21 protein-coding genes, 1 tRNA gene and 1 pseudogene are annotated in these 24073 nt (G+C 62.9%); 15 read left to right on the top strand and 8 right to left on the bottom strand.

All coding sequences use genetic code 11. The annotated features are described in order from the left end of the window. Positions 1-3: 3 nt before the first annotated feature. Positions 4-1257: a poly-beta-1,6-N-acetyl-D-glucosamine synthase gene (gene pgaC, locus AC1KVG_RS19405; protein WP_115038802.1), complete on the top strand. Its 1254-nt coding sequence runs from the start codon at positions 4-6 to the stop codon at positions 1255-1257. Continuing rightward, positions 1254-1700, top strand: a complete 447-nt coding sequence (gene pgaD, locus AC1KVG_RS19400) for a poly-beta-1,6-N-acetyl-D-glucosamine biosynthesis protein PgaD (protein ID WP_176341808.1) — start codon at positions 1254-1256, stop codon at positions 1698-1700. Before pgaC ends, pgaD begins: the two co-directional genes overlap by 4 nt. 282 nt (positions 1701-1982) lie before the next feature. Here the strand turns inward: pgaD and AC1KVG_RS19395 are convergent, their stop codons facing one another. Then, on the bottom strand, positions 1983-2705 hold the full coding sequence (locus tag AC1KVG_RS19395) for a phage portal protein (RefSeq protein WP_481095462.1): 723 nt from the start codon (positions 2703-2705) through the stop codon (positions 1983-1985). Beyond that, positions 2705-2902 carry a primosomal replication protein PriB/PriC domain protein gene (locus tag AC1KVG_RS19390; protein WP_481095461.1) on the bottom strand — a complete coding sequence of 66 codons (198 nt, stop codon included), beginning with the start codon at positions 2900-2902 and terminating at the stop codon, positions 2705-2707. Before AC1KVG_RS19390 ends, AC1KVG_RS19395 begins: the two co-directional genes overlap by 1 nt. A 184-nt stretch (positions 2903-3086) precedes the next feature. Here AC1KVG_RS19390 and AC1KVG_RS19385 point away from each other — a divergent pair, with 184 nt between their 5' ends. Together AC1KVG_RS19385 and AC1KVG_RS19380 are read left to right on the top strand one after the other, a co-directional pair. Further along, positions 3087-4073, top strand: coding sequence for a hypothetical protein (locus AC1KVG_RS19385; protein ID WP_481095460.1), 987 nt, complete (start codon positions 3087-3089; stop codon positions 4071-4073). 161 nt (positions 4074-4234) lie between these two features. Next, positions 4235-4975 carry a DUF2971 domain-containing protein gene (locus AC1KVG_RS19380; RefSeq protein WP_481095459.1) on the top strand — a complete coding sequence of 247 codons (741 nt, stop codon included), beginning with the start codon at positions 4235-4237 and terminating at the stop codon, positions 4973-4975. A 316-nt stretch (positions 4976-5291) separates the two neighbouring features. Here the strand turns inward: AC1KVG_RS19380 and AC1KVG_RS19375 are convergent, their stop codons facing one another. After that, the gene (locus AC1KVG_RS19375) at positions 5292-6107 is read right to left on the bottom strand and encodes a terminase gpA endonuclease subunit (protein WP_481095483.1); all 816 of its coding nucleotides are present in this window, start codon (positions 6105-6107) and stop codon (positions 5292-5294) included. Between the two features lie 277 nt (positions 6108-6384). Further along, a tRNA-Arg gene (locus AC1KVG_RS19370) sits at positions 6385-6461 on the bottom strand. 133 nt (positions 6462-6594) lie between these two features. On the opposite strand from AC1KVG_RS19370, the gene amaB reads away from it, so the two are divergent. From amaB to AC1KVG_RS19330, 8 genes and pseudogenes are all read left to right on the top strand, one after another. Then, positions 6595-8130: an L-piperidine-6-carboxylate dehydrogenase gene (gene amaB, locus AC1KVG_RS19365; protein ID WP_481095458.1), complete on the top strand. Its 1536-nt coding sequence runs from the start codon at positions 6595-6597 to the stop codon at positions 8128-8130. Positions 8131-8509: 379 nt separating this feature from the next. Further along, positions 8510-8794 (top strand): DUF4190 domain-containing protein, encoded by a 285-nt coding sequence (locus tag AC1KVG_RS19360; RefSeq protein WP_006449325.1) that lies wholly within the window; start codon positions 8510-8512, stop codon positions 8792-8794. 2 nt (positions 8795-8796) lie between these two features. Further along, positions 8797-9564: a class I SAM-dependent methyltransferase gene (locus AC1KVG_RS19355; protein WP_229010144.1), complete on the top strand. Its 768-nt coding sequence runs from the start codon at positions 8797-8799 to the stop codon at positions 9562-9564. A gap of 5 nt (positions 9565-9569) precedes the next feature. After that, complete coding sequence (locus AC1KVG_RS19350; RefSeq protein ID WP_006449323.1) at positions 9570-10625, top strand: quinone-dependent dihydroorotate dehydrogenase; 1056 nt, start codon at positions 9570-9572, stop codon at positions 10623-10625. After that, a complete protein-coding gene (gene murB, locus AC1KVG_RS19345; RefSeq protein WP_481095457.1) occupies positions 10622-11674 on the top strand; it encodes a UDP-N-acetylmuramate dehydrogenase in 1053 nt (350 codons plus the stop codon). Before AC1KVG_RS19350 ends, murB begins: the two co-directional genes overlap by 4 nt. After that, positions 11668-12579, top strand: a complete 912-nt coding sequence (locus tag AC1KVG_RS19340; RefSeq protein ID WP_481095456.1) for a DMT family transporter — start codon at positions 11668-11670, stop codon at positions 12577-12579. The genes murB and AC1KVG_RS19340 overlap by 7 nt, the downstream gene beginning before the upstream one ends. A 186-nt stretch (positions 12580-12765) precedes the next feature. Beyond that, positions 12766-12909, top strand: a pseudogene (locus AC1KVG_RS19335) (aspartate/glutamate racemase family protein); the annotation flags it as partial. A 165-nt stretch (positions 12910-13074) separates the two neighbouring features. After that, positions 13075-14373, top strand: coding sequence for an MFS transporter (locus tag AC1KVG_RS19330; protein WP_481095455.1), 1299 nt, complete (start codon positions 13075-13077; stop codon positions 14371-14373). Between the two features lie 80 nt (positions 14374-14453). Here AC1KVG_RS19330 and AC1KVG_RS19325 read toward each other — a convergent pair whose 3' ends face one another. Further along, positions 14454-15152, bottom strand: a complete 699-nt coding sequence (locus AC1KVG_RS19325; protein ID WP_481095482.1) for a phosphatase PAP2 family protein — start codon at positions 15150-15152, stop codon at positions 14454-14456. Beyond that, positions 15133-16398, bottom strand: a complete 1266-nt coding sequence (ispG, locus tag AC1KVG_RS19320; protein WP_481095454.1) for a flavodoxin-dependent (E)-4-hydroxy-3-methylbut-2-enyl-diphosphate synthase — start codon at positions 16396-16398, stop codon at positions 15133-15135. Before ispG ends, AC1KVG_RS19325 begins: the two co-directional genes overlap by 20 nt. 120 nt (positions 16399-16518) lie before the next feature. Between ispG and AC1KVG_RS19315 the strand changes: the two genes are divergently transcribed. Further along, complete coding sequence (locus AC1KVG_RS19315; protein ID WP_074057619.1) at positions 16519-17745, top strand: ATP-binding protein; 1227 nt, start codon at positions 16519-16521, stop codon at positions 17743-17745. Beyond that, positions 17742-18320 carry a response regulator transcription factor gene (locus AC1KVG_RS19310; protein WP_006449316.1) on the top strand — a complete coding sequence of 193 codons (579 nt, stop codon included), beginning with the start codon at positions 17742-17744 and terminating at the stop codon, positions 18318-18320. Before AC1KVG_RS19315 ends, AC1KVG_RS19310 begins: the two co-directional genes overlap by 4 nt. Before the next feature lie 609 nt (positions 18321-18929). Here AC1KVG_RS19310 and AC1KVG_RS19305 read toward each other — a convergent pair. Further along, complete coding sequence (locus tag AC1KVG_RS19305; RefSeq protein WP_481095453.1) at positions 18930-19916, bottom strand: glycoside hydrolase family 5 protein; 987 nt, start codon at positions 19914-19916, stop codon at positions 18930-18932. A 435-nt stretch (positions 19917-20351) separates the two neighbouring features. Here AC1KVG_RS19305 and AC1KVG_RS19300 point away from each other — a divergent pair, with 435 nt between their 5' ends. Continuing rightward, complete coding sequence (locus AC1KVG_RS19300) at positions 20352-22199, top strand: putative bifunctional diguanylate cyclase/phosphodiesterase (RefSeq protein ID WP_481095452.1); 1848 nt, start codon at positions 20352-20354, stop codon at positions 22197-22199. A 103-nt stretch (positions 22200-22302) separates the two neighbouring features. Here the strand turns inward: AC1KVG_RS19300 and AC1KVG_RS19295 are convergent, their stop codons facing one another. Beyond that, entirely contained in the window at positions 22303-23865 is a 1563-nt protein-coding gene (locus AC1KVG_RS19295) for a sodium/sugar symporter (protein WP_023904700.1), read from the bottom strand. Positions 23866-24073 lie beyond the last annotated feature (208 nt).

Genomic DNA, 24073 nt, shown 5'->3' with positions numbered 1-24073 from the left:
CCGATGACGACCAGCCTCCTGTTGGGCGCTCTGTTCAACTTCGCGTTTTTCTATCCGATCATCATGGCCTTCTTCTGGATGATCGGAGGCACGTACTACTACCTGCGACGCGAACGCGGCACGCCGGGTCCTTCATCGCCGCCACCGTTGTCCAGCGAGCCGTTCGTGTCGTTGCTGGTGCCTTGCTACAACGAGGCCAAGCATGTCGGCGAAACCATCGCCGCGATGAGCGCGCAGAACTACCCGGATTTCGAGATCATCGCCATCAACGATGGCAGCAGCGACAACACGGCCGAAGCGCTCGAGGACCTCACCCACCAGCATCCGCGCCTGCGCGTGGTGCATCTGGAGCAGAACCACGGCAAGGCCAACGCGCTGCGTGTCGGCACGCTGGCATCGCGCTCGGACTATCTGGTGTGCGTAGATGCCGACGCCATCCTGGACCCGAATGCCACGCGCTGGATGGTCGGCCACCTGATCTCCGGCCCGCGCGTCGGCGGCGTCACCGGCAACCCGCGCGTGCGCAACCGCACCACGCTGATGGGCCGCATGCAGGTGGGCGAATTTTCCGCCATCGTGGGGCTGATCAAGCGTGCGCAGCGGGTCTACGGACGGTTGTTCACCGTGTCGGGTGTGATCTGCGCGTTTCGCCGCTCGGCGCTGCATCACGTCGGCTTCTGGTCCGACAACATGGTCACCGAAGACATCGACATCTCCTGGCGTCTGCAGCTCGACGACTGGGATATCCGCTACGAGCCCAACGCGCTGTGCTGGATCCTGATGCCGGAGACCTTCCGCGGCCTGTGGATGCAGCGCCTGCGCTGGGCACGCGGCGGCGTGGAAGTGTTGCTGAGTCATGGCCGCCGCGTGTTGTCCTGGCGCAGCCGACGCATGTGGGGCGTGCTGCTGGAATACGCGCTCAGCCTGGCCTGGGCCTACACGATGCTCTTCATCATCGTGCTGTGGCTGCTCGGCAAGTTCATCGCCATGCCGCCTGCGTTGTACATCGACACCATCCTGCCGCGCTGGCATGGCCTGGTATTGGCAGTGGTATGCCTGATGCAGTTCGCCACCAGCCTGGTAATCGAACGCCGCTACGAAAAAGGCCTGGCGCGCCAGTTCTTCTGGGTGATCTGGTATCCGGTCGCCTTCTGGATGATCGGCATGCTCACTGCCGTCATCGCCTTCCCCCGTGCCCTGCTCGCGCGTCGCAGCAAACGCGCCCGCTGGAAAAGCCCCGACCGAGGAATCCAATGACACCGCCCATCATCAACCTGCCGCAACGCCTCGGCCGCTCGCGCCGCCTCGCATACGGCGCCGCCACTGCCGGCGCCTGGATGGTCTACTTCTATCTGTGGGCACCACTGGCAACGCTGATCGCCTGGTTCTTCGGCCTGCGCAGCGCCTACACGGAGCTGTATCTCAAGCACAACGCACTGGACCCGTTCGCGCTCGGCGCCCTGCCGGTGATCGCACTGATGAGCGCCATCACCACCGTCGGCTGGGCCGAGTACAACCGCCTGCGCTTCGCCAAAGCCGACCGGCGCAAACGCCGCCGCACCGTGCTGGAACCGGAAGTCGATCAACGTCTGGGCGTTCCCGAGCAGCTTGGTAGCCTGCTGCGTCATAGCCGTATCTCATCGGTGGCGATGGATAAGTTTGCAAGGCCGGTGGGGGTGCGGGTGGTGCGGCATGGGTGACGATCCAACGAAGCGCTGTGGACGCTGGCACGCTATGCGAGTGTTTGTCCCGCGACATGACTGCAGCGGTCGGTGCCCAGGTTCTCGATAGATTTGACCAGTACCGTTGTCGAAGACGGTACCGCGACGCCGCCACCTTGACCGCGATGCGCTCGAATCCTCGTGGTCCTTCACGTCTTCAAAGCGCGATATCGCACTGGCAAACACGCTCAAACCCCGCACTTAGTGCAGGCGTTTGAGGTTGGCAATGCAGTGCATAACCTCGGCGCTCACGCGCTTGGTCTAAGTGGTCCACCCCAGCGGGTCACCTGCGTGCTGCTTGTAGACGTGGTAGGCCACGGGGCGGCCCCACGCGTTGCGCTCAACACCCTGCAGGATGTTGCGGGCCGGGTCGTTGAAGTCCAGCGGCACCAGATCGGCCTCCAACATCTCGATGCTGTAAGGCACACCGCCGCCATGCTCCAGATACGGCACAACGCCGCTCAGGTCTTGGTAGAACGCCTCGCCATCACGCAGCCAGCTGCGTGCCAGCAACTGCTGGCACGCGCCATAGTCATGCGCGCGCGTCACTTCGGGCGCGTCCCACCACACGTCCCACAGCTCATCCAGCTGCAGGGCCAGGTCGCGGTTGATCGGCTGGCCTGGCAAGCGCGGTGCAGACAGCACGTCGATGCCCGAGCCCACGGTGTTTTGCACCAGCACGTTGAGTGCGTTGTCGGCCAGATCCAGGTCGCGCTCAAGGTGGCGCGCCTGGTCACGCAGCTGTCGGGCGTCCATGCCGGCAATCGCATTGCCGCTGCCCCAGTCGCGCGCGAGCTTGCGGCTGCGCGATGGGCGGGTCACCTCATGGGCGCGTGCTAGTACGCGCAACTGCTCGTTGCGCTGAGCGAGCTCGGTTTCCTTAGCAGTGACGACATCGGCCGCGCGGGCCTCAATGGCACGCACGCTCCGGTCGTGGGAAATGGCGACGCTCAGCCGGTCGCGGGCAACAGCAGCGGTGGCCATCAAGTCCGGCCACCGAAATCAACCGTCGCCCAGCGAGCGCGACGGCCAGTACAGGCCTGCCGGTCAACGGCGGCCTGCCACTCCTGACGGCCCTTGCGGATCTCGGCCAGATCCGCGCGGGTAAGCATGCGCTCACCGAACCGAACGCTCTGCCCTTGCAGCACGGCAATCTCTGCCTGCTGATAGGTGATGAGCATTTCCTGAGCCGTCTTCATAAGAAGTCAGGCTAGGAGTGCACGTGGCCCCAATCTACGCAGAACCATAGATATGCGCGGACCCAAATGATTGATTAGTAAAGACTTCCGAAGTACTTTGTCCTTAAATCTGCCAGCATCTCGGACAAGATGCTTTTTCTTAGGCTAAGGAAATAGGGGAGCCACGATGGAACGCAAGTTTTTCACTGAAATCGCCTTTAACCTCCACACCAAAAATACCCTCTTAATACACGCAAAAGACATTGGACATATCGAAAAACAGAGCCAAGAGATTCTCGATATAGCCAATGACTGCCACATCTACCTGATCGTTAAAAGGCCAAGACTTTCGTTTGTGCCTGATTCACTGACTTGGGAAAATGGCGTCACCAAGGGCTCCTTGTCATGCCGAGTTGCCGGTAGGGATCAGCCAATATTATTCAGCATGGTGGGTGAGCCTTTATACAAAATTTCGTACGCTCCTTATCCCCACCGGACGATCGACCTAATTGACGAGCAGGGCTTGCGCGTCCTTACGCTCCCCGCCCACTTTATTCCGCGAGTAGCAGATTGGACGGACTCGCCTTGGATCCATGAATGCGAAGTAGTCTATGTTGGAATGGCCTATGGGGACGGCAATCGCTCCGCTAAAGACCGGCTGGAAGGCCACTCCACGCTGCAGCAGGTATTAGCAGACATAAACTCCGACGAGCCGGACTCGGAGGCGCTTATTGTAATGGTTCAATACCAGCCTCCAATGGCAATGATTCACTTCAATGGAGCGGATAAGTCCTTAGATCCTGATAATGATCGGGACGCGATGGAAGATATCCGTCAGATCGAAGAAAAAATATCGCCAAAGATGGAGATTGCGCTAGCGGAAGCCGCCCTTATTAGATATTTTCAGCCTCATTACAACGAAAAATACAAAAATAATTTCCCAGATAAGAAGCACGTTGTAACTGAATCGCTGTACGAAATAGACTTGCTCGGGCTTTCTGTTGAGATAAATACCGAGGATCTCAGAATTAGGCTTTTTAGCAAGACGCGAGGAGCAGGAGCTCATCATATCGCCAGCTTTGATCTACATGACCCCAAGCTTCGACTAAGCTTCTTTTCTCCATACTCGACATCACTCCAAACGGCCGAGCATTTCTCGGGACCGGTTTTTTAACTAATTTATCCAGACCCAAGTTTGTTCGGAGAATAATAACAATGCTAACCAGTAGGCTTTACCAACCAAGCAAAGGGGAAACCCTCTATCACTACTGCTCCGCCGAGACCCTACTGGCAATTTGCACAAACCGAACTTTACGTTTCAGTGATATATTTTCAATGAATGACTTTCTTGAAATGCATTGGGGATATGGTATATGGGAAAGAGTTCGTGAAAAGTTGAATGGAGAAATAGACCAGGATCTATTGGCGAAAATTGATGCAATCCTTAAACATATAAATATTCTTGCCGCACCCCTTGCCACTTGCCTTTCTACCGACGGCGACGTACTAAGCCAATGGCGCGCCTACTCACAGGATGGAACAGGCTATGCCGTTGGATTCCGTGCCGAGGACCTTGCACAACTTCAGGCTCGACCGCTGCGAGTTCTTTACAGCGAGGTTGAGCAACTGAGTGAACTTGAGAGATGGGTTAGAGCTATAGCTAGCGTTGAATCTGACGCCGAGGAAAAGTTCAGCGCCGATTTCCTCGAGGCCTGCTACACGCTTGCCATAGACTTAGCTTCGTTCAAGAACCCTGCATTCAGAGAAGAACAAGAGGTAAGACTCTTACATACACTTAATTACCTCGACAGCAACAATGCTCGCAAGCTGGTGAGCGTCGGCGGCTCGGCCTTTGGCGAACCATGCGGGCCATCCAAACTGAATTTCCTGATGAAGCAGGGAACTCCATGTGCTTATGTGGACATCAACTTCTCACGCGATGGAAATATCAACCCAATCGTCGAGGTAATTGTTGGGCCTAAGAATAGCGCGCTGCTGACAGGGGTATCGGTTTTCTTGGAGACACTGGACCACCCCAATGTGGCTGTCAGAAAATCCCAAGCCTCTTATCGATGAGCACTTTTTCCGCCAACCGGGCATCGGGCATCTTTTCCCGGAAGCCCTCCTGGAAACAAGGCGTGTAACTTTGATCTCGAAAGATTAAATCTGCTTAGAACGCTTTTGACGGGGACACCCGCTGACAACATCGCGGCAATGTCCTCCGTAGGATATGAGCGTGGAATGGCAGGAAAATATGTGCGCTCGCCAGCGAAGCATCGCATGATTGATTCAACAAACGGTAAAGCCATCTGAGTGCTGATCCCGATATCCTCCTGCATAGCACTGATCATACGAACTCGAAGCTGATCATTTGATTCGGCACGTTTTGACATCACAGCCCCCAGCCGTCGCGGCCAAAGCCCACATTGCGCACCTGGGTGACGGCGATGGTTCCACGGGAATCGGTTCTATCTGGTGTTGCATCTATCAGATCATCAGAGTCGGGCACGCGTGATCCTGCGAGGCAAGGGAGCGACCTTTCCTCCGCTAGATCCCAGTCGGCTTTTGTATACCTATGCAGACGCACTTCTGGCTGGTGTGTTGCCGCGTACGCATAGACCCATGTGTCCAGGGGTTCATTACGCAGGACCCTCTTCTCGAACCTATTCTTCACGGGGTTGTAGACCTCCGACACCAGCCCCGGGAAAAACTCCGGCGGCAGCTGATCGCTGAAGTGCACCAGGCGCGCATCGGCCTGCCGCTCAGCATCTACTGACAGCCGGCTGTACAAATAGTGCTTCGCCGCCACACTGCCTACGTGGTAGATCGTGATGCCGCGCTTGTCGGTTCGCCCTCGCCAGGTGACGTCGACCAGCTTTCCCTTCGAAAGGATCGGGGCGTTGTTCGGCACGGCGCCAAAGATGCACATCGGCCGAGAGATCAGCCGCTGGCGCACGTAGTGCTTCACCGCCTCTGTCCGATGGCCACCGGCATCGATCGCAGTGGCCATCGGCCGCAGCTGCGCGCCGTCCTCGCGCTCAATCGGCCGGTTGAGCAAATCGGTCAGCGCAATCCACACAGCCTCCTCGGCTGGGTCACCTGGCAGCTCCACGTAGTCCAGCGTCCACGCGGCCATGCCCCTGCCCCATCCCACGATGTGTACCGCAAGTCGGTTGTCCTGCGTATCGACGCCCACCGTAATGGCCAGAACGCCGCGCGGTGCGTGCCGCAGGCGGTACGGTTCTGCGCGGTCGGCAATGACGTTGTGCTTTCACCGCCCGCATCGACGGGTCTTCCCACGTCTCTCCCACCCAGTCGTTGATAAAGGTCGTGAGAGGCGCCTGATTGTTCTGCGCGTCCAGCTATTCGCACACCGGATCCCCTCAACGTGTCGCTTGACGAGACTGGCACTACCGGTACAGGCAGGACACTTATCCACTGAACTGCCACGGGCTGGCGAACTCGCAGCCCAGGTGTCTGATTCCTGGTGACCCCGGCCCGATTCGAACGGGCGACCTTCCCCTTAGGAGGGGGACGCTCTATCCAGCTGAGCTACGGGGCCAAGGGCGGCATTGTCGCACGATCGTTGCGATTGCCAAGCCGGTGGGTGGTCGGCGGAGCCTGCTAAAATCGGTGGCTACCCGTGTCGCGGGGGCCCTGGCCGCCACGCGACCGTCCCGACATTTGGAGATCCCATGTCCGCTGACCTGCTCAAGGCGCTCGACCTCGCCGCGTCCAATTCCGGTACCTATCTTGGCGAGGCGACCTGGTCGCAGGCCACCGGCGCCGGGGTGCTGCAGCCGCTCAATCCGACTACCAACGCGGTGATCGCCGATGTGCAGGCCACCACGCCGGAAGACTACGAGCTGATCGTGCAACGTGCGCAGGCCGCCTTCAAGGTGTGGCGGACCACGCCGGCGCCGCGTCGTGGCGAAGCCGTTCGCCTGTGTGGCGAGGCGCTGCGCGCGCACAAGGATGCGCTGGGCTCGCTGGTGGCGCTGGAAATGGGCAAGAGCAAGCCCGAGGGCGATGGCGAAGTGCAGGAGATGATCGACATCGCCGACTTCGCGGTCGGCCAGAGCCGCATGCTCTACGGCTACACCATGCATTCGGAGCGGCCGGGCCACCGCATGTATGAGCAGTACCAGCCGCTGGGCCTGGTCGGCATCATCAGCGCGTTCAACTTCCCGGTGGCGGTGTGGGCGTGGAATGCGTTTCTGGCGGCGATCTGCGGCGATATCTGCATCTGGAAGCCGTCCAACAAGACGCCGCTGACCGCGATCGCGACGATGAAGATCTGCAATGCGGCATTGAAGGACGCCGGCTTCCCGGACATCTTCTTCCTGATCAACGATGCCGGCACCACGCTGTCGGAGAAGCTGGTCGAAGACGGCCGCGTGCCGCTGATCAGCTTCACCGGTTCGACCCAGATCGGCCGCGTGGTCGCCGAGAAGGTCGCGCATCGTCTTGGCCGTTGCCTGCTGGAATTGGGTGGCAACAACGCCATCATCCTGGACGAAACCGCCGACCTGAAGCTGGCCATCCCGGGCATCGTGTTCGGTGCGGTGGGCACCGCCGGGCAGCGCTGCACCACCACGCGCCGCCTGATCGTGCACGAATCCATCCACGACAACGTGCTGGCCACGCTGGTCAAGGCGTACAAGCAGCTCGACAGCAAGATCGGTGACCCCACCGACCCGGCCAACCTGATGGGCCCGCTCAACAGCCAGGGTGCGGTGGAGCAGTTCCTGGCCTCGATCGCCAAGGCCAAGGCAGCCGGCGGTACGGTCGAAGTGGGCGGCACCGCGATCGATCGCCCCGGCAACTTCGTGTTGCCGGCCATTGTCACCGGGCTGCAGAACAGCGACGCGGTGGTGCAGCACGAGACCTTCGCACCGATCCTGTACGTGATGAAGTACAGCACGCTGGACGAGGCGATCGACCTGCAGAACGGCGTGCCGCAGGGCCTGTCGTCGTCGATCTTCACCCAGAACCTCAAGGCGGCCGAGAAGTTCCTGTCCGCTGCGGGCAGCGATTGCGGCATCGCCAACGTCAACATCGGCACCTCGGGTGCGGAAATCGGTGGCGCGTTCGGTGGCGAGAAGGAAACCGGCGGTGGCCGCGAATCCGGCTCGGATGCGTGGAAGGTCTATATGCGTCGCCAGACCAATACGATCAACTACTCCGACTCGCTGCCGCTTGCCCAGGGCATCAAGTTCGATCTTGATTGAAGGCCGCACGGCGCGCCGGGGAATGCCCGGCGCGCTGCCGTATCTGCGGATGGGCAACGCCGCTGCACTGCACTCGGCGGCTTGCTGGCAGGACAGCCTGACAGTGACGGCGTTGGTCGCCGACGTCCCGCGACCGGCAGCCGATAACTGCCTGCACCAAGGCCACTGGACCAGCAATCTGCGGAGCGTCCGCCCCTCCCTTGTTGCCGTAAGTAGCGGCGCCCAACGCCGCACACTCAGCCGATTCGAGCGCTCAAACGCGCCAAACGCGCCCACGCGATCGCCGTTTGGCCGCAAACGGCACGCCTTTCGGGCGGCCGCTCTGGGATAATCGCGGTACGTCAGCCGTCGGCTGCCGGCCCTTCTACAGGAGTTGCTGATGAACGTCGTCGTTCGACAGACCAGTGCCATGGCCATTGTCAGCCTGGTCGCAGGCATTCTCGGCTGGACGCTGATCCCGTTCCTGGGCAGCCTCTGCGCCATCATCACCGGCCACCTGGCGCGGGCGGAAATCCGCCGCAATCCGCAGGGCCTGGACGGCGACGGGCTGGCCATCGGCGGGCTGATTCTTGGCTGGCTGGCGGTGGCGCTCTGGGTGGCAGGACTCGCGATCTTCATCCTGTTTTTCGGCGGTATGGCCTGGCTTGCGGCCGCAAACAGTTGAGCATGGCCGCGCCCTCCTCTGCCCAGCGCTTCAACGACCGCGTCGCGGCCTACGTGCGCTACCGGCCCGGTTATCCGCCGCAGTTGCTGCGCTGGTTGCACGAAGAATTGGGTGTGACCCCGGCAACCGCTGTGGCCGATATTGGCGCCGGCACCGGCATCTCCAGCCGCCTGTTTCTGGAGGCCGGTTATCCAGTCACGGCAGTGGAACCCAACCCGGCCATGCGTGAAGCCGCGCAGCAGTGGCTGGCGGGGTTTCCCAAGTTTCAGGCGATCGATGGCACCGCCGAGGCCACCGGGCTGGCCGATGCCAGCGTTGGCCTGGTGTCCGCCGCGCAGGCGTTCCACTGGTTCGACACGCAGGCCATTCGCGCCGAATGGGCGCGCATCCTGCAGCCCGACGGGCTGGCGATGATCTACTGGAACACCCGCGAGCTGGACACCACCGACTTCTTGCGCGGCTATGAGCAAATCCTGCTGGACTACGGCACCGACTATTCGGCCGTGGCCGAGCGTTACCAGGACGATGCCACGATGCAGGCCTGGTTCGGCGCAGGCTTCCGCGCGATGGCACGCTTTCCCAATGCGCAACAGCTGGATTTCGACGCCTTGCGCGGCCGGCTATTGTCGTCTTCGTATGCGCCGCTCGCGCACGACCCGCGCCATGCACCAATGCTCGCCGCGCTACGCACGCTGTTCGATGCGCATGCGCATGACGGACACATCGACTTCCAATACCAGACCCGCGTTTTCGCCGGGAGATTGAACTGACCCGCATGTATTCGCTTGCCCGCCCCTTCCTGTTTTCCCTCGACGCCGAGCGCGCCCACGCGCTGGCCCTGCGTTCCATCGACACCGCCTACCGCACCGGCACCACGCCGCTGCTGGCCAAGCGCCCGGTGCCGCTGCCGACACCTGCGTTTGGTTTGATGTTTCCCAATCCGGTCGGGCTCGGTGCCGGGCTGGACAAGAACGGCGAACATATCGATGCGCTGCTGGCGCTGGGTTTCGGCTTCGTCGAAATCGGAACGGTGACGCCGCGTGCGCAGGAAGGCAATCCCAAGCCGCGCATGTTCCGGCTGCCGGAGTATCAGGCGGTGATCAACCGCATGGGCTTCAACAATCTGGGCGTGGATGCGCTGGTGGCCAACGTGCAGCGCGCGCGCCGTCGCGGCGGGCTGCTTGGCATCAACATCGGCAAGAACAAGGACACGCCCAACGAGGAAGCAACCAGCGACTACCGCTATTGCATGGAGCGCGTGTACCCGCTGGCCGACTACATCACCGTCAATATTTCCTCACCAAATACCGCCGGCTTGCGCGAGTTGCAGGAAGAACAGGCGCTGCGTCGTTTGATTTCCGAGTTGCGCGAAACCCAGGAAGCCCTCGCTGCGCAACACGGCAAACGCGTGCCGATGCTGGTGAAAGTGGCACCGGACCTCAACGACCGCGACATCGATGCTGCGGCGCGCGTACTGGCCGACCTGGCGGTGGATGGCGTGATCGCCACCAACACCACGGTGACGCGCACCTTGATCGCCAACCATCCATTGGCTGGCGAGGCCGGCGGACTGTCCGGCGCACCGCTGCTGGGGCAATCCACTCTGGTGCTGCGCCGCTTGCGCGCGCGCCTGCCCGAATCGATTCCGTTGATCGGCGTGGGCGGTATCAACTCCGGTGCCGATGCGCTGGCGAAGATGGCCGCCGGCGCAACCCTGGTGCAGTGCTATAGCGGCCTGGTGTATCGCGGGCCGCAGTTGATCGGCGAATGCGTGGATGCAATTCGTCGCCGCCGCGAAGCGCCGAGCGGCGGTGCGGTGTCGCCGTTATGAGCCAGGCCATGCAGCCGGGCTGGCAGTTGCGCGAGCACGCGCCGCTGCGTGCGCTCAACACCTTTCATGTAGAGGCCACGGCGCGCTGGTTGCTCAGCATCCATGCGCCCGACGCATTGCCCGGGGCACTGGCCGCTCCCGAGATCGCCGGGCAACCGCTAATGGTCCTGGGCAGCGGCAGCAATGTGTTGCTGGCTGGCGACCCGCCGGGCTGCGTGCTGTGTTTCGAAAACCGCGATCTGAGCATCATCGCGCACCACGCCGACCACGCCATTGTGCGCGCCGGTGCCGGCGTCAACTGGCATGCGCTGGTGCTGTATTCGCTGCAGCAAGGTTTGTCGGGGCTGGAAAATCTGGCATTGATTCCTGGCACGGTGGGCGCTTGTCCGATTCAGAACATCGGCGCCTACGGCGCGCAGGTGGGCGACTTCATCCATGTGGTGGACGCCTTCGATCGGCACACGCAGCAGTTTGTGCGGCTGGCTGCGGCGGAGTGCGCCTTCGGCTATCGAGATAGCGTGTTCAAGCAACTGCCGGAGCGCTATCTGATCGTCGCAGTGGAATTCAATCTGCCACTGCTGCATGAGTTGCGGCTGGACTATGCCGGTATCCGCGAGGAACTCGCCAGCATGGGCGCCGAACTGGCTGGCGCGGCCGATGTGGCACAGGCAGTGATCAACATCCGTCGGCGCAAATTGCCGGACCCGGATGTGCTGGGCAATGCGGGCAGCTTCTTCAAGAATCCGTTGTTGCCGAGCGAACAAATCGCCGCACTGCAGGCCACGTTTGCCGATATGCCGGTGTATCCCGGCGAACAGCCTGGGCAGGGCAAATTGTCGGCGGCCTGGTTGATCGAGCAGTGCGGCTGGAAAGGCCGGCGCGAGGGCGATGCCGGTGTGTCGCCGGACCACGCACTGGTGCTGGTCAACTACGGCACGGCCAGCGGCGCGCAATTGCTGGAATTTGCGCGACGCATCGCCGAATCGGTACGCGAGCGTTACTCGGTGATTCTTGAACCGGAACCGCGCGTCATCGGAGCGCATTGGTGACAGCGCAACAGGCATCACGACGTGCTGCGCTGTGGATGCTCACCAGTACCTTCGCCTTCGGCCTGATGGCCATCGCCATCCGGCTGGCTTCAAGCAATATCTCCACCACCGAGATTGCGTTTTTTCGTAACGCGTTCGGATTATTGGCGTTGTTGCCGCTGATCGTGCGGCCGGGCAAACCGCTGCCGCGTACGCGGCAATTGCCGCAGTATCTGGCGCGCACATCGATCGGTCTGGCCTCGATGCTGTGCGGGTTCTGGGCGATCGGCCATCTGCCGCTGTCGCAAGCGATTTCGTTGTCGTATTCCACGCCGTTGTTCGTCACCGTCTTGGCGGTGGTATGGCTGCACGAACAAGTGCGCATGCGCCGCTGGCTGGCAGTGGCGGCAGGATTCATCGGTGTGTTGGTGATCCTGCGGCCAGGTTCGTCCACCTTTACGCCCGGCCTGTTGGTTGCGCTGTTGGCTGCGGTCATCAGCGCCATTGTCGCGATCCAGATCAAACAGCTCTCGCGCAACGATGACTCCGACACTGTGGTGTTCTACACCTATGTGTTCTGGGTGCCGATGTCGCTGACTCCGGCGCTATTTCAATGGACCTGGCCGCAGGGCATCGACTGGCTGTGGCTGGTGGCAACCGGCATCTTCGGCACCGCCGGGCAGTTGTTCTGGACGCGCGCGCTCAAGCTGGGCGAAGTCTCGGCGCTGCAGCCGATCAGCTTCATGCAGCTGCCGCTGGTGGCATTGCTGGGCTGGTGGTTGTTTGGTGAGGCGATCGAACGCCATACCTTGATCGGTGCGGCCATCATCATCGCTGCCAACGTCTATATCGCCCATCGCGAAAGCGTGCTGGCACGGCGCGCTGCCACGCACGCGCCGATAGAGGGCGTAAAACCAGGCGAGTGATCAATCGTCTGTGCGGCGCCGCGCAGGCCCGCGCGGTGGCGTGGCAACGATGCCAACGTACACTGCGTGTCGGCGCAACCCGCACATTGACGGGACCACGCCGCCAGGCGCACTTTCACTGAATGCTCCGCGATGAGGTCGGCATGCCGGTTCCAAGCAAAACCATTGGCCTGATCGGGGGCATGCGTCGGCCAGCAAGCTGCGCAGGGGATCATCCTGGGCTGCACCGAGATTTCGCTGCTGGTAGATGCCACCGATGCGCAGCTACCACTGTTCGACACCACCGCACTGCACGCTGAGGCAGCGGCGCTGGCAAGCGTGCACGATTGATCGGTATCGAAGGCGCAGCCACCGCGCCTTTACCGAAGTGCATCTGCGTCTTGCTCGCGTACAAACGTGCAAGCTGTGCCTTGCTGGCGCGGCAGCACAGCTGCGTCAAACGTCACCGTTCCAGCACGCGCATGCACGCCATCACCTGCCACAGGAGGTCACGCCTTGAAGACCGACCCATCACCAGGCACTGCACCAGCAACTCAGCTCACACGCGGCGATTACAAGACGCTGGCCCTGTCTGCGCTGGGCGGCGCGCTGGAACTCTACGACTTCATCATCTTCATTTTTTTCGCGACGGTGCTGGGAGAGCTGTTCTTTCCGCCAGGCATCCCGGACTGGATGCGCCAGTTGCAGACCTTCGGCATCTTTGCGGCCGGCTACCTGATCCGCCCGCTGGGCGGGATCGTGATGGCGCACTTCGGCGATCTGCTTGGTCGCAAGCGCATGTTCGCGCTGAGCATCGGGCTGATGGCATTGCCCACGCTGGCCATCGGCGTGCTGCCAACCTATGCGCAGATCGGCCTGGCCGCACCGCTCCTGCTGCTGACGATGCGGCTGCTGCAGGGCGCGGCCATTGGCGGCGAAGTTCCCAGTGCATGGGTGTTCGTCGCAGAACACGTGCCGGCGCAGCGCAGAGGACTCGCTTGCGGAACATTGACCGCCGGCCTGGCTGCCGGCGTCCTGCTCGGTTCGCTGAGCGCCGGGGCGATCAATCGCGCCTTCACCCCGCAGGAGATCGCCGACTATGCCTGGCGCCTGCCGTTCCTGGCAGGCGGCGTCTTCGGGCTGCTTTCGGTCTATCTGCGGCGCTGGCTGCACGAAACCCCGGTGTTCGCCGAACTGATGGCCATGCGTGCGATCGCGCGCGAAACGCCACTCAAGGTGGTGCTGCGCGATCATCCGCGCAGTGTGGCGCTGTCGTTGTGGCTGACCTGGATGGTCGCGGCCGGGGTGCTGGTGGTATCGCTGATGACGCCCACGCTGCTGCAGAGCGTGTATCGCTACCCGGCAGCGGTTGCATTGCAGGCCAATCTGCTCGCGGTTCTGCTGCAGGCCATCGGCTCGATCGTGGCCGGTGCATTGTCCGACCGCTGGGGCAACGGACGCGTGCTGCTTGTCGGCAGTGTGTTTCTGGGCATTAGCGCATGGCTGTTCTATCGGCTGGCGGGCGACCCGCAGCTGTTGTTTCCGCTGTATGCCCTGCTGGGCGCTGCGCTCGGCGTCCTGGGGGCGATCCCGCGCATCATGGTCGAAGCATTTCCGCCGTTGGTGCGCCTGTCTGGCGTGTCGTTCGCCTACAACCTGGGCTATGCCGTCTTTGGTGGTCTGACACCGTTGGTGGTGGTGATGTTACTCAAGCAGCACCCGATGGGACCGGCGTACTACATGAGTCTGCTGGCAGTGATTGGCAGCGTGATCGGGCTGCAGTTATGGCGCCGGGAGCGAGCAAATCATTGCTGAGTCAAAGGCCGTGCCTGTCTGCACCACGCTAGGTGCCCGCGCCTGCGCCCACCACGTTCAACGTCGGCGCGGCCGTGTCATCAGCCTGACATGCGATGGCGACGCCAATGTGGACGTCGCGCGCCGCGAAACATCACCAGATACAGCCCGACCACCCACACCAGTGCGGCCGACCAGCCGCCCAGGATGTCTGAGGGGTAATGCACGCCCAGGTAAATCCGCGACACGCCCACCAGCACTGCGAACAGACTGGCGGCAATAGTCACCGGCCAGCGCCAGCGCGTGTTCCAGGCCAGCGCAACGACCACCGCAGCCAGCGTCATCGAGCCCATCGCGTGACCACTCGGGAAGCTGAAAGTGCTTTCCGGCGCGATCGATTCCCACAGGCTCGGGCGATTGCGCTGAAAGAACTGTTTGGCGCCCATGTTCAACAACGCCGAGCCACCGAACCCCAGCGCGGCGAAGGTGCTTTCGCGCCAGCGCCGCAACGCCAGCAGTACCAGCACGATCGCAATATCGATCGGAATCACGCCGTACTGGTAGCCGACTCTGGAGATCAGGCCGAAAAACGCATCCAGCCCCGGCGTGGCGATGCTGCGCATGCTCCACAGCAAGGGCTCGTCGAAGTAGAAATTCTCCAGCTCGTGGACTTCATCGGCCAGGTCAACAAACAGCCCAAGCGGCAACAACACGCCGGCGAACAACAACGCCATGCGCCATGCATTGTTGCGCAGCCAATATCTGAAACCGGCCGGCGATTCAGCCGGCGCGGCGGACATAGGTGCGTTCGACATACTGGTCGATCAGATCGATGAACTCGTAGGCGATGTTCTCGCCACGCAGGGTGACGCTTTTTTCGCCATCGATAAATACCGGCGCCGACGGCGCCTCGCCGGTGCCCGGCAACGAGATGCCGATATTGGCGTGGCGCGATTCGCCCGGCCCGTTAACCACGCAGCCCATCACCGCCAGGGTCATGTTTTCCGCGCCGGGATTGCTGATCTTCCATTCCGGCATCTTGGCGCGCACATGGTTCTGCACCACGCCAGCCAGTTCCTGGAAAAACTCCGAAGTGGTGCGGCCGCAGCCCGGGCACGCAGTGACCATCGGGGTGAAGGCGCGTTGGCCGGTGGTCTGCAGCAGTTCCTGCGCAACGATCACTTCCTGGGTGCGCGACTGGCCCGGCTCCGGCGTCAGCGAGATACGGATGGTGTCGCCGATGCCTTCCTGCAGCAGTACGCTCAGCGCGGCAGCCGAGGCCACGATGCCCTTGCTGCCGATGCCGGCTTCAGTCAGGCCCAGGTGCAGCGCAAAGTCGCAGCGGCTCGCCATGTCGCGATACACCGCGATCAGCTCCTGCACGCCGGACACCTTGGCCGACAGAATGATGCGCTCGCGCGCCAGGCCCAGCTCCACCGCACGCTCGGCCGAATCCACTGCCGAGCGAATCAATGCCTCGCGCAGCACACGGCCGGCATCCCACGGAGTATCGCGCTGCGAATTCTCGTCCATCAGCTGCGCCGCCAGCGACTGATCCAGCGAGCCCCAGTTGGCACCGATGCGCACCGGCTTGTCGTACTTGATGGCGAATTCGATCAGCTGCGCGAACTGCAGATCCTTCTTCTTACCGAAACCGACATTGCCGGGGTTGATGCGGTACTTGGCCAGCGCTTCGGCGCAGGCCGGCTCGGCGGCGAGCAGTTGGTGACCGTTGTAATGGAAGTCGCCGATCAACGGGACCTCGATCCCCATCATCCGCAACTTGTCGACGATGCGCGGGATGGCGGCGGCAGACTCGGCGTTGTTGACGGTCAGGCGCACCATTTCCGAGCCGGCGCGCCAGAGCTCGGACACCTGCTTGACGCTGCCGGCGATGTCGGCGGTGTCGGTATTGGTCATCGACTGGACGACCACCGGGTGGCCGCCGCCCACGACCACGCTACCGATCTTGACGCTGCGGGTGATGCGACGCGGCCAGGCGGTGGCGTCGGCGGGAGGGGTTGGGCGGGTCACGGCGTCGTACATCGCGGTATTTTAGCCTGTCATCGGTCCGCTCACAGCTGAAGCGCCGCGCGGGCCGTCTTCCACACCGATGCGACGGTTTGTCGCATACCGCCACCTTCCCGAGCGCATAGCATTGCCGTGATGAACAGCTCCGACGCTTCCTTCCTGCGAACCCTGTGCAGCCTGCGTTGGCTGGCCACTGCCGGCCAGGCCGCCACCATCCTGGTCGCCACCGGGGTGATGGGCCTGAACCTGCCGCAGCAACCGCTGTGGGCCGGCGTGGCCGCGCTGGCAGTGTTCAACCTGTACGCGCAGCTGCGTGTGGCCCACCGCGGTGCGGTCAGCCAGGCCACCGAATTTGGCCACATCCTAGTCGATGTGACCGTGCTGACCTGGATGGTGGGCTGGAGCGGCGGCATCGCCAATCCGTTCGGCTCGCTGTTCCTGGTGTTGATCGCGCTGGCCGCACTGGCCCTGCCGTTGGGCTGGGCGATGGCGGTGGCGGCCTCCTGTGTGGCCGGCTACGTGATCAGCGCCGCCTTCGGCCTGCCGCTGCCCTACGGCAGCTTCGACCCGCTGAGCCTGCACATGTGGGGCATGGCAGCCAACTTCCTGCTCTCCACGGTGGTAGTACTGGCGTTCGCAACGCGGCTGGCCTTGTCGATGCGCGAACGCGAGCGCGAGATCTCCATGCTGCGCGAGCGCTTTGCACGCAACGAGGGCATCGTGGCGCTGGCCACACATGCGGCCTCGGTCGCGCATGAGTTGAACACCCCGCTGGCGACGATGACCCTGCTGGTCGACGACATCGCCGACCAGTGCGACCAGAACGAGCTGCGCGAAGATCTGGACACCTTGCGCGAGCTGCTGGTGCAATGCCATGAGCGCGTGCTGGCGCTGGCAGCGCCGGCCGACAATGGGCACCTGAGCCGCGAAGTGGCGGTCAAGGACGTGCTGGAACAGTGGCGACTGGTGCGCCCGACCATCGAGCTGCGCCGCAACGACGACGCGCCGATGCGCCTGCTGCTGCAGCCCGGCGTCAGCCATCTGCTGATGGTGCTGCTCAATAATGCCGCTGACGCCGGCGAACGTGCCGGGCGCCCGCAAATCGATCTGACCCTGCGCATAGAGCAAGACCACCTCAGCGGCGAAGTGCGCGACTACGGGCCGGGCTTCGACACCTCGCAGGCCATGCTGCCGGGCACCTTGTTCAACAGCGGCAAGCACGACGGCATGGGTGTGGGTCTTGCCCTGTCGCATGCCACCGTCGAGCGGCTGCAGGGCGAATTGTGGATGCTGCCCGCCGAAGGCAGCGGCGCCCGCGTCGGTTTCCGTCTGCCGCTCTCCGAACACGAGGCACTCGCATGACAAGCACTCCCCTGCGCACCGGCCTGCTGGTCGACGACGACACCTTGTACCTGCGCACCCTGCAACGCAGCCTCGCCCGTCGCGGCGTGGAAACGCTGACCGCCACCGACGCGGCCAGTGCATTGTCGATCGCGCGCAGCGCGTTGCCGGATTTCGCGCTGATCGATCTCAAGCTCGGCAACGATTCGGGTCTGAACCTGATCCAGCCGCTACGCGAGATTCGCACCGACATGCGCATCCTGCTGGTCACCGGTTACGCGAGCATCGCCACCGCAGTGGAGGCGATCAAACTCGGCGCCGACGATTATCTGCCCAAGCCGGCCAATATCCCCACCATAATGCGCGCGCTGGGCGAAGAAGACGACGAGCTACCCGAGCCGGACGAAGAAGAAACCGCGCAGGAAATGATGACACCGCTCAGCCGTCTGCAATGGGAGCACATCCAGCAGGCGCTGCACGAAACCGGCGGCAATGTCTCCGCCGCCGCACGCCTGCTCGGCATGCATCGCCGCTCGCTGCAGCGCAAATTGACCAAGCGTCCAAGCCCGGGCCCATTACGCGAGCCCGGGCGTTGAGAGCTGGCTAGGTTGTCGTGAGGACGAGCTGGTCGGGGGCGAGCTGGCCGAGGGCACGGTGCCCTCGCCGCTCAGGACGACCTGTCTGTACCGTCCAAGCACTTAGCAAGACAACCAAGATTTCGAGTCTTGGCGTCTAAAATGGAGCCGACTAGTCAGTCGAGGGCGCGGCGCCCTCACCGCTCGCGGGACACGCCGCAAGTACGTCCCTGTAGGCTCGGTGGCGGCATCCATGCCGCCACACGGTCCCGCAATCGGCAAGGACGCCGCACCAGAAAGTTGGTCGGTAGTTGGATGAAAGCCTGCCTGTTGCTCGGCTTGCTTTGGGAAGCTAATCGGACGCTGCGACAGCCAAACAACGCACCTCATGCATTGCTTGCAACCATGCACACCGACCATCTCCACTGGTCCTTGCCCGCCCACCGTCGCAGGACCTTACGAGGCATGGATGCCGCGTAAGAGCCTACATGGACGTACTTGCGGCGTGTCCTGCGATGGTGGGCGGGCAAGGGCCCTGCAGCAAAACCAAACACCAGCCGCTCTACACCTAACCTAAGACGCAACGCCGAATCAAAAGACCGCCGACGCTCGCTGACGGGTGTTCCCGCCTCAACGCGGGCCGAACACGCTAGCCCTACGCGAAGTCGCCGCAATCCCATCGGCGCCCAGGAGCAATCTGGTTCCCCAGGTGCTGAGGCGTGCGCCATTCCAGCCCACTGCAATGTCCAGCGATTTGGTGCTGCTGTCGTTGCCCGACCACGACCAGCCCATGTAGCCGACGCTGTACTCGCGTGCGCGCCGCATGATCGCCGCTTCGTCCACGTGTGCGCCGCGATGGTCTCCACCGAACTCGCCGATCACCAGCGTCAGCTTTTTATCGCGGAAGGCACGCAGATAATTGTTGACCGTCGCATCGCTGCCGAACACCTCGTACATGTGCACGCTGAAGATCACATTGCGCTTGCTGTCGCGCGCCAGCAGTGCAGCAGCGTTGTCGCGCATGTAGAACTGCCAGTCCTGCCCCCAGTTCGGCGCATCCACCATCAGCGCGTGGGTCAGACCGCTCTTGCGTAACGCAGCGATCGCGGTGGCATGGCCGTTGACCCATTCGCTCGCGCTCAAGCGATTGCCGAACGGCTCGTTGCCGATATTGATGATCACGTGGTCTTCGTTACCGATCAGCGCCTTGCGGATGCTGGTCCAGTAAGCGGTGGCATGGGCCAGACCGGCCGCCGCGCCGTCTTCGCCATAACCGGTGGTGTCGTGCACTTCCAGCACCGCGATCAGGCCCAGGCTCTTGCAACGCGTAATGATGCGCGCCACCTCGGCCTCCGGTGTGCGGTTCCAGCGGTAGCCGGAGCTGAGCACCACCCGCACGCTGTTGGCGCCGGTCGCAGCGATGGCCACCAAGGCTGCATCGGTACGGCTTGCGTACCAGGCATGCGGCAGATTGACCCCGCGCAACACCAGCGCGTTGCCGTTGGACTCACGCAACTGCGTGCCCGAGACCGACAATCCCGCATGCGCGGCAGACGAGAACGCCAGACCGGCGGTGATCAGGAGCATGCGTTGAGCGAAAAACTGCAATGATTTCACGATCGGTTTCCAGGCAGGGACGTCGTAACCGCGACGGCGGAATCCACAGATCGCATGAACACTGTGTCAACTCCCGACAGCGGTGAAGGCAACCCAGATCACAGAAGCAGCGACGCGCTGAAATAAATCGGGCTTGTCGCTGGCTCTACAAATCTGCGTACAGCCAGTGATCGGCCGTAAGCCGGCAATGTTTAGCGGTCTGGAGGCATTCCGTCGCCGCTTGTGCGACAGGCTTTGCAGATCAGGAATGTCGTCCGAGTCAGACCAATCAGCGACGCTGCGAGTCGCGGTAAACACCGCGCGATTGCATCGATCCGGGCAGCGACAGCGCATGGCACGCCGCCTGCCGGCAGTACAGCCCGCAATCAACTGAACAAAGCCAGTCCCCCCTGATCAAGGGATCACGCTTCAGGCCGATACGAACACATGCAATCCATGCTCAACTCTGCCGAATCCCTGCTTTCGCCGATGGCCGATGAGTCCACCCGGCTGGCCGTCCTGCGTGGCTTGTGCCTGCTGGACTCGCCGCCGGATCCGATGTTCGAGACCATCGCCGCGATGGCCGCACGCAGTCTGGGTGCGGAAATCGCGCTGGTCTCGCTGGTGGACGAGCACCGCCAGTGGTTCAAGGCACGTATTGGCCTGGAGGCGCAGGAAACCCCGCGCGACCAGGCGTTCTGCGCCCATGCGATCCGCGCCGACGAGGTGATGGTGGTACCCGACGCGCAGCTGGATCCGCGCTTCTGCGACAACCCGCTGGTGCTGGGCCCGCCGTTCATCCGCTTCTACGCAGGCGCACCGCTGAAACTGCTCGACGGCCACAGCATCGGCACCTTGTGCGTGATCGGCACCAGCCCGCGCCCAGGTCTGGACGCAGCGACCATCGCCCAGTTGGAAGGCCTGCGCGACCTGGCCGTACTGCGGGTGGAAAACCTGCGCAGTACCACCTATCGCGATGGCCCGACCGGTCTGCCCAATCGATCGCGCTTTGGCGAGGACCTGGATGCCTGGCTCTCGCAACGCGAAGGCGCACCTGCGACCACCGCGGTGGCGGTGGATATCTGCGGCAGCGATTACTTCCGCGACATGGTCAAGGCGCTGGGCTGGGATTACGCCGACGGCTATGTGGCCCTGGCGCAACGTCGTCTGGCGGCCTATCTGCCGGCCAGTACCGCGTTGTATCGCCTGGACCCGACCACCTTCGGCTTTCTGGCGCAGGCCGAGACGCAACGCTTGTCCACGCTGTGCATCAAGGTCTCCAAGGCCTTCGCCGAGCCGCTGGAACATCAGGGTATTCCGCACACGGCGGTGGCCTCGATCGGCGCGGTTGCGCTGCAGACCAGCTATGGCGCCGCCGATACCATCCGCTCGCTCACCACCGCGGTGGATGTCTCACGCGAGCGCGCCTTGCCGTGGAGCATGTACGAGCGCAAGCACGATGTGGCCCAGCGCAATACCTTCCGCCTGCTGGCTGCCCTGCCCGCCGCGCTGGACAGCGCCAGTCAGTTGCGCCTGCACTATCAACCACGCGTGGATCTGCACGATCACCGCTGCGTGGCGGTGGAAGCGCTGCTGCGTTGGCAGCACCCGATGATCGGCCCGGTGATGCCGTCCGACTTCGTGCCGATGGCCGAGAAGACTGCGCTGATCAACCGTATCACCGCCTGGGTCATCGACAACGGCATCGCCCAGGCTGCGCGCTGGCAACAACAGGGTCTGGACTTCAACCTGGCCTTGAACGTATCGGCCGCCGATCTGGACCGGCCCGGCTTTGCCGGCCTGCTCAAGCGCGGATTGGAGCGCCACAAGCTGGATCCGCGCCGGCTGGAAATCGAATTCACCGAAAGCGCGATGATCCGCCACCCGGAGCATCTGGCCGAGCAATTGGCGGCAATCGCGGCGCTGGGCGTGCATATCGCCATCGACGACTTCGGCACCGGCTACAGCAATTTCAGCTATCTCAAGCAGCTGCCGGCCAGCTCGTTGAAGATCGATCAATCCTTCGTCCGCTCGCTGCCGGACAGCCGCACCGACCGCACCCTGGTGCCGGCAATGATCCAGCTCGGCCACAGCCTGGGCCAGCGCGTGGTCGCCGAAGGCATCGAGTCGGCCGAGGCGTATGCGCAGTTGCGCGCCTGGGGCTGTGACGAAGGCCAGGGTTACTGGATCGCCAAGCCAATGCCGGCCGCCGCGTTGGAAACCTGGCTGCAGACGCCGTGGCATGCGCAATTTGAAGCCCCGGTCAATCTGCTCGCCGCTAGCCTGGCGGCGGCGCGGGTGTAAGACGCTGCGTGGCGTGTAAACCACAACGTCCAAACGCACTGCGGCGCGACACCTGCGTGCCGCGCCGCGTGCAACAACCGATGTCAGCCGGTTGCGTTGGCGATTACCAGAACACCGCGTACAGCGCGATCAGAATCACCACCACCCCGATCGCACCGATCTTGAAGCCCAGCGTGGTGCCGTAGGCCACATCGTCGGTACGGATCAGGTCGCGCGCCTGGGTGGGCGCGGTCATCAGCGACACCAGCACCGCCAGCACCAGCGCCGCCACGAACACCACGCCGATGCGGTCCATGAACGGCAGTTCCGGCCAGGCGAACTTGAGCGCGAACGAGAGCACCACCGAGCCGATCGCCGCGGTCAGTGCGCCGGCTTCGTTGGCGCGCTTCCAGAACAGGCCGAGCATGAAGATCACCACCACGCCCGGGGTAAAGAAGCCGGTGAATTCCTGGATGAACTGGAAGCCCTGATCGAAGTTGCCCAGCAACGGCCGCGCGGTGAGGATGCCGATGACCACCGCCACGATGGCCACGATGCGGCCCACGCGCACCAGCTGCTTCTGCTCGGTCTGCGGGCGGAACTTGGCGTAGAAATCCAGGGTGAAGATCGTCGCCACCGAATTGATCTTGGAAGCCAGCGAGGCCACGATCGCCGCCACCAGGGCTGCGAACACCAGCCCCAGGATGCCGGTCGGCAACAGCTGCATCATGGTCGGATAGGCCTGGTCGGGCTTGGCCAGGTCCGGCGCCAGCACCACCGCGGCAATGCCCGGCACCACGATCACCAACGGCATCAGCAGCTTCAGGAACGCGGCGAACACCATGCCCTTTTGCGCCTCGCCGATGTTCTTGGCCGCCAGCGCGCGCTGGATGATGTACTGGTTGAAACCCCAGTAACTGATGTTCATCACCCACAGACCGCCCAGCAGCACGCTCAGGCCGGGCAGGTCCTTGTAGAACGGGTTGTCCTTGCTCAGGATCATGTGGAAGTGCTCGGGGTGCGCACTCCACAGCTGCTTGAAGCCAGCCAGCACGCCGGCACCATCGCCGATGCGCGCCAGGGTCAGGCCCGCCACCAGCAGGCCGCCCAGCACCAGCAGCGTGACCTGCACGATGTCGGTCAAGGCGACTGCTTTCAGACCGCCGTACAACTGATACACCAGCGCGAACACGCCGATCAAGGTCAGCGCCAGGGTCTGGTCCATGCCGGTGACCTGGCTGACCGCGATCGACCCCAGCCACAGGATCGAGGTGAGATTGACGAACACGTACAGCAGCAGCCAGAACACCGCCATCAGCGTGCGGATCCATTTGCCGTACCGCTGTTCCAGGAACTGCGGCATGGTGTAGATGCCGTTGCGCAGGAAGATCGGCAGGAAGAACTTGCCGACGATCAGCAACGTCAGCGCCGCCATCCATTCGTAGGACGCGATCGCCAGACCGATCGCATAGCCGGAACCGGCCATGCCGATGATCTGCTCGGCCGAGATGTTTGCGGCAATCAGCGAGGCGCCGATCGCCCACCACGGCAACGACTTGCTCGCCAGAAAGTAATCCTCGGCGCTCTTGGTGTGGCCTGCCTTCTCGCGCGAGACCCACTGCGCGAGCACGAAGATGCCGGTCAGATAGACCAGCACAATCACGATATCCAACGTCGCCAAACCCACTGCACTCTCCTGTCTGGCTCTGGGGTGTGCGTCGTGGACCGGACAAGCCTGCACACTGCCGCCGCCCGCACTGCGTGCATGGCGGCAGCGCGGCGAACCGCAGCTGCAGGCCTTCCCGGCCGATCGACGCGCGCGTCCCGCGGCGGCTGATGACACCACCGCTGAGGGTGGCCGCTGTAACACGTCGCCGGGGCCGGCGACGCGTGTG

This window comes from Xanthomonas sp. NCPPB 3959 (assembly GCF_056675575.1).
Note: the sequence above shows the minus strand (reverse complement) of the source record. Positions and strands in the feature narration are given on the sequence as shown.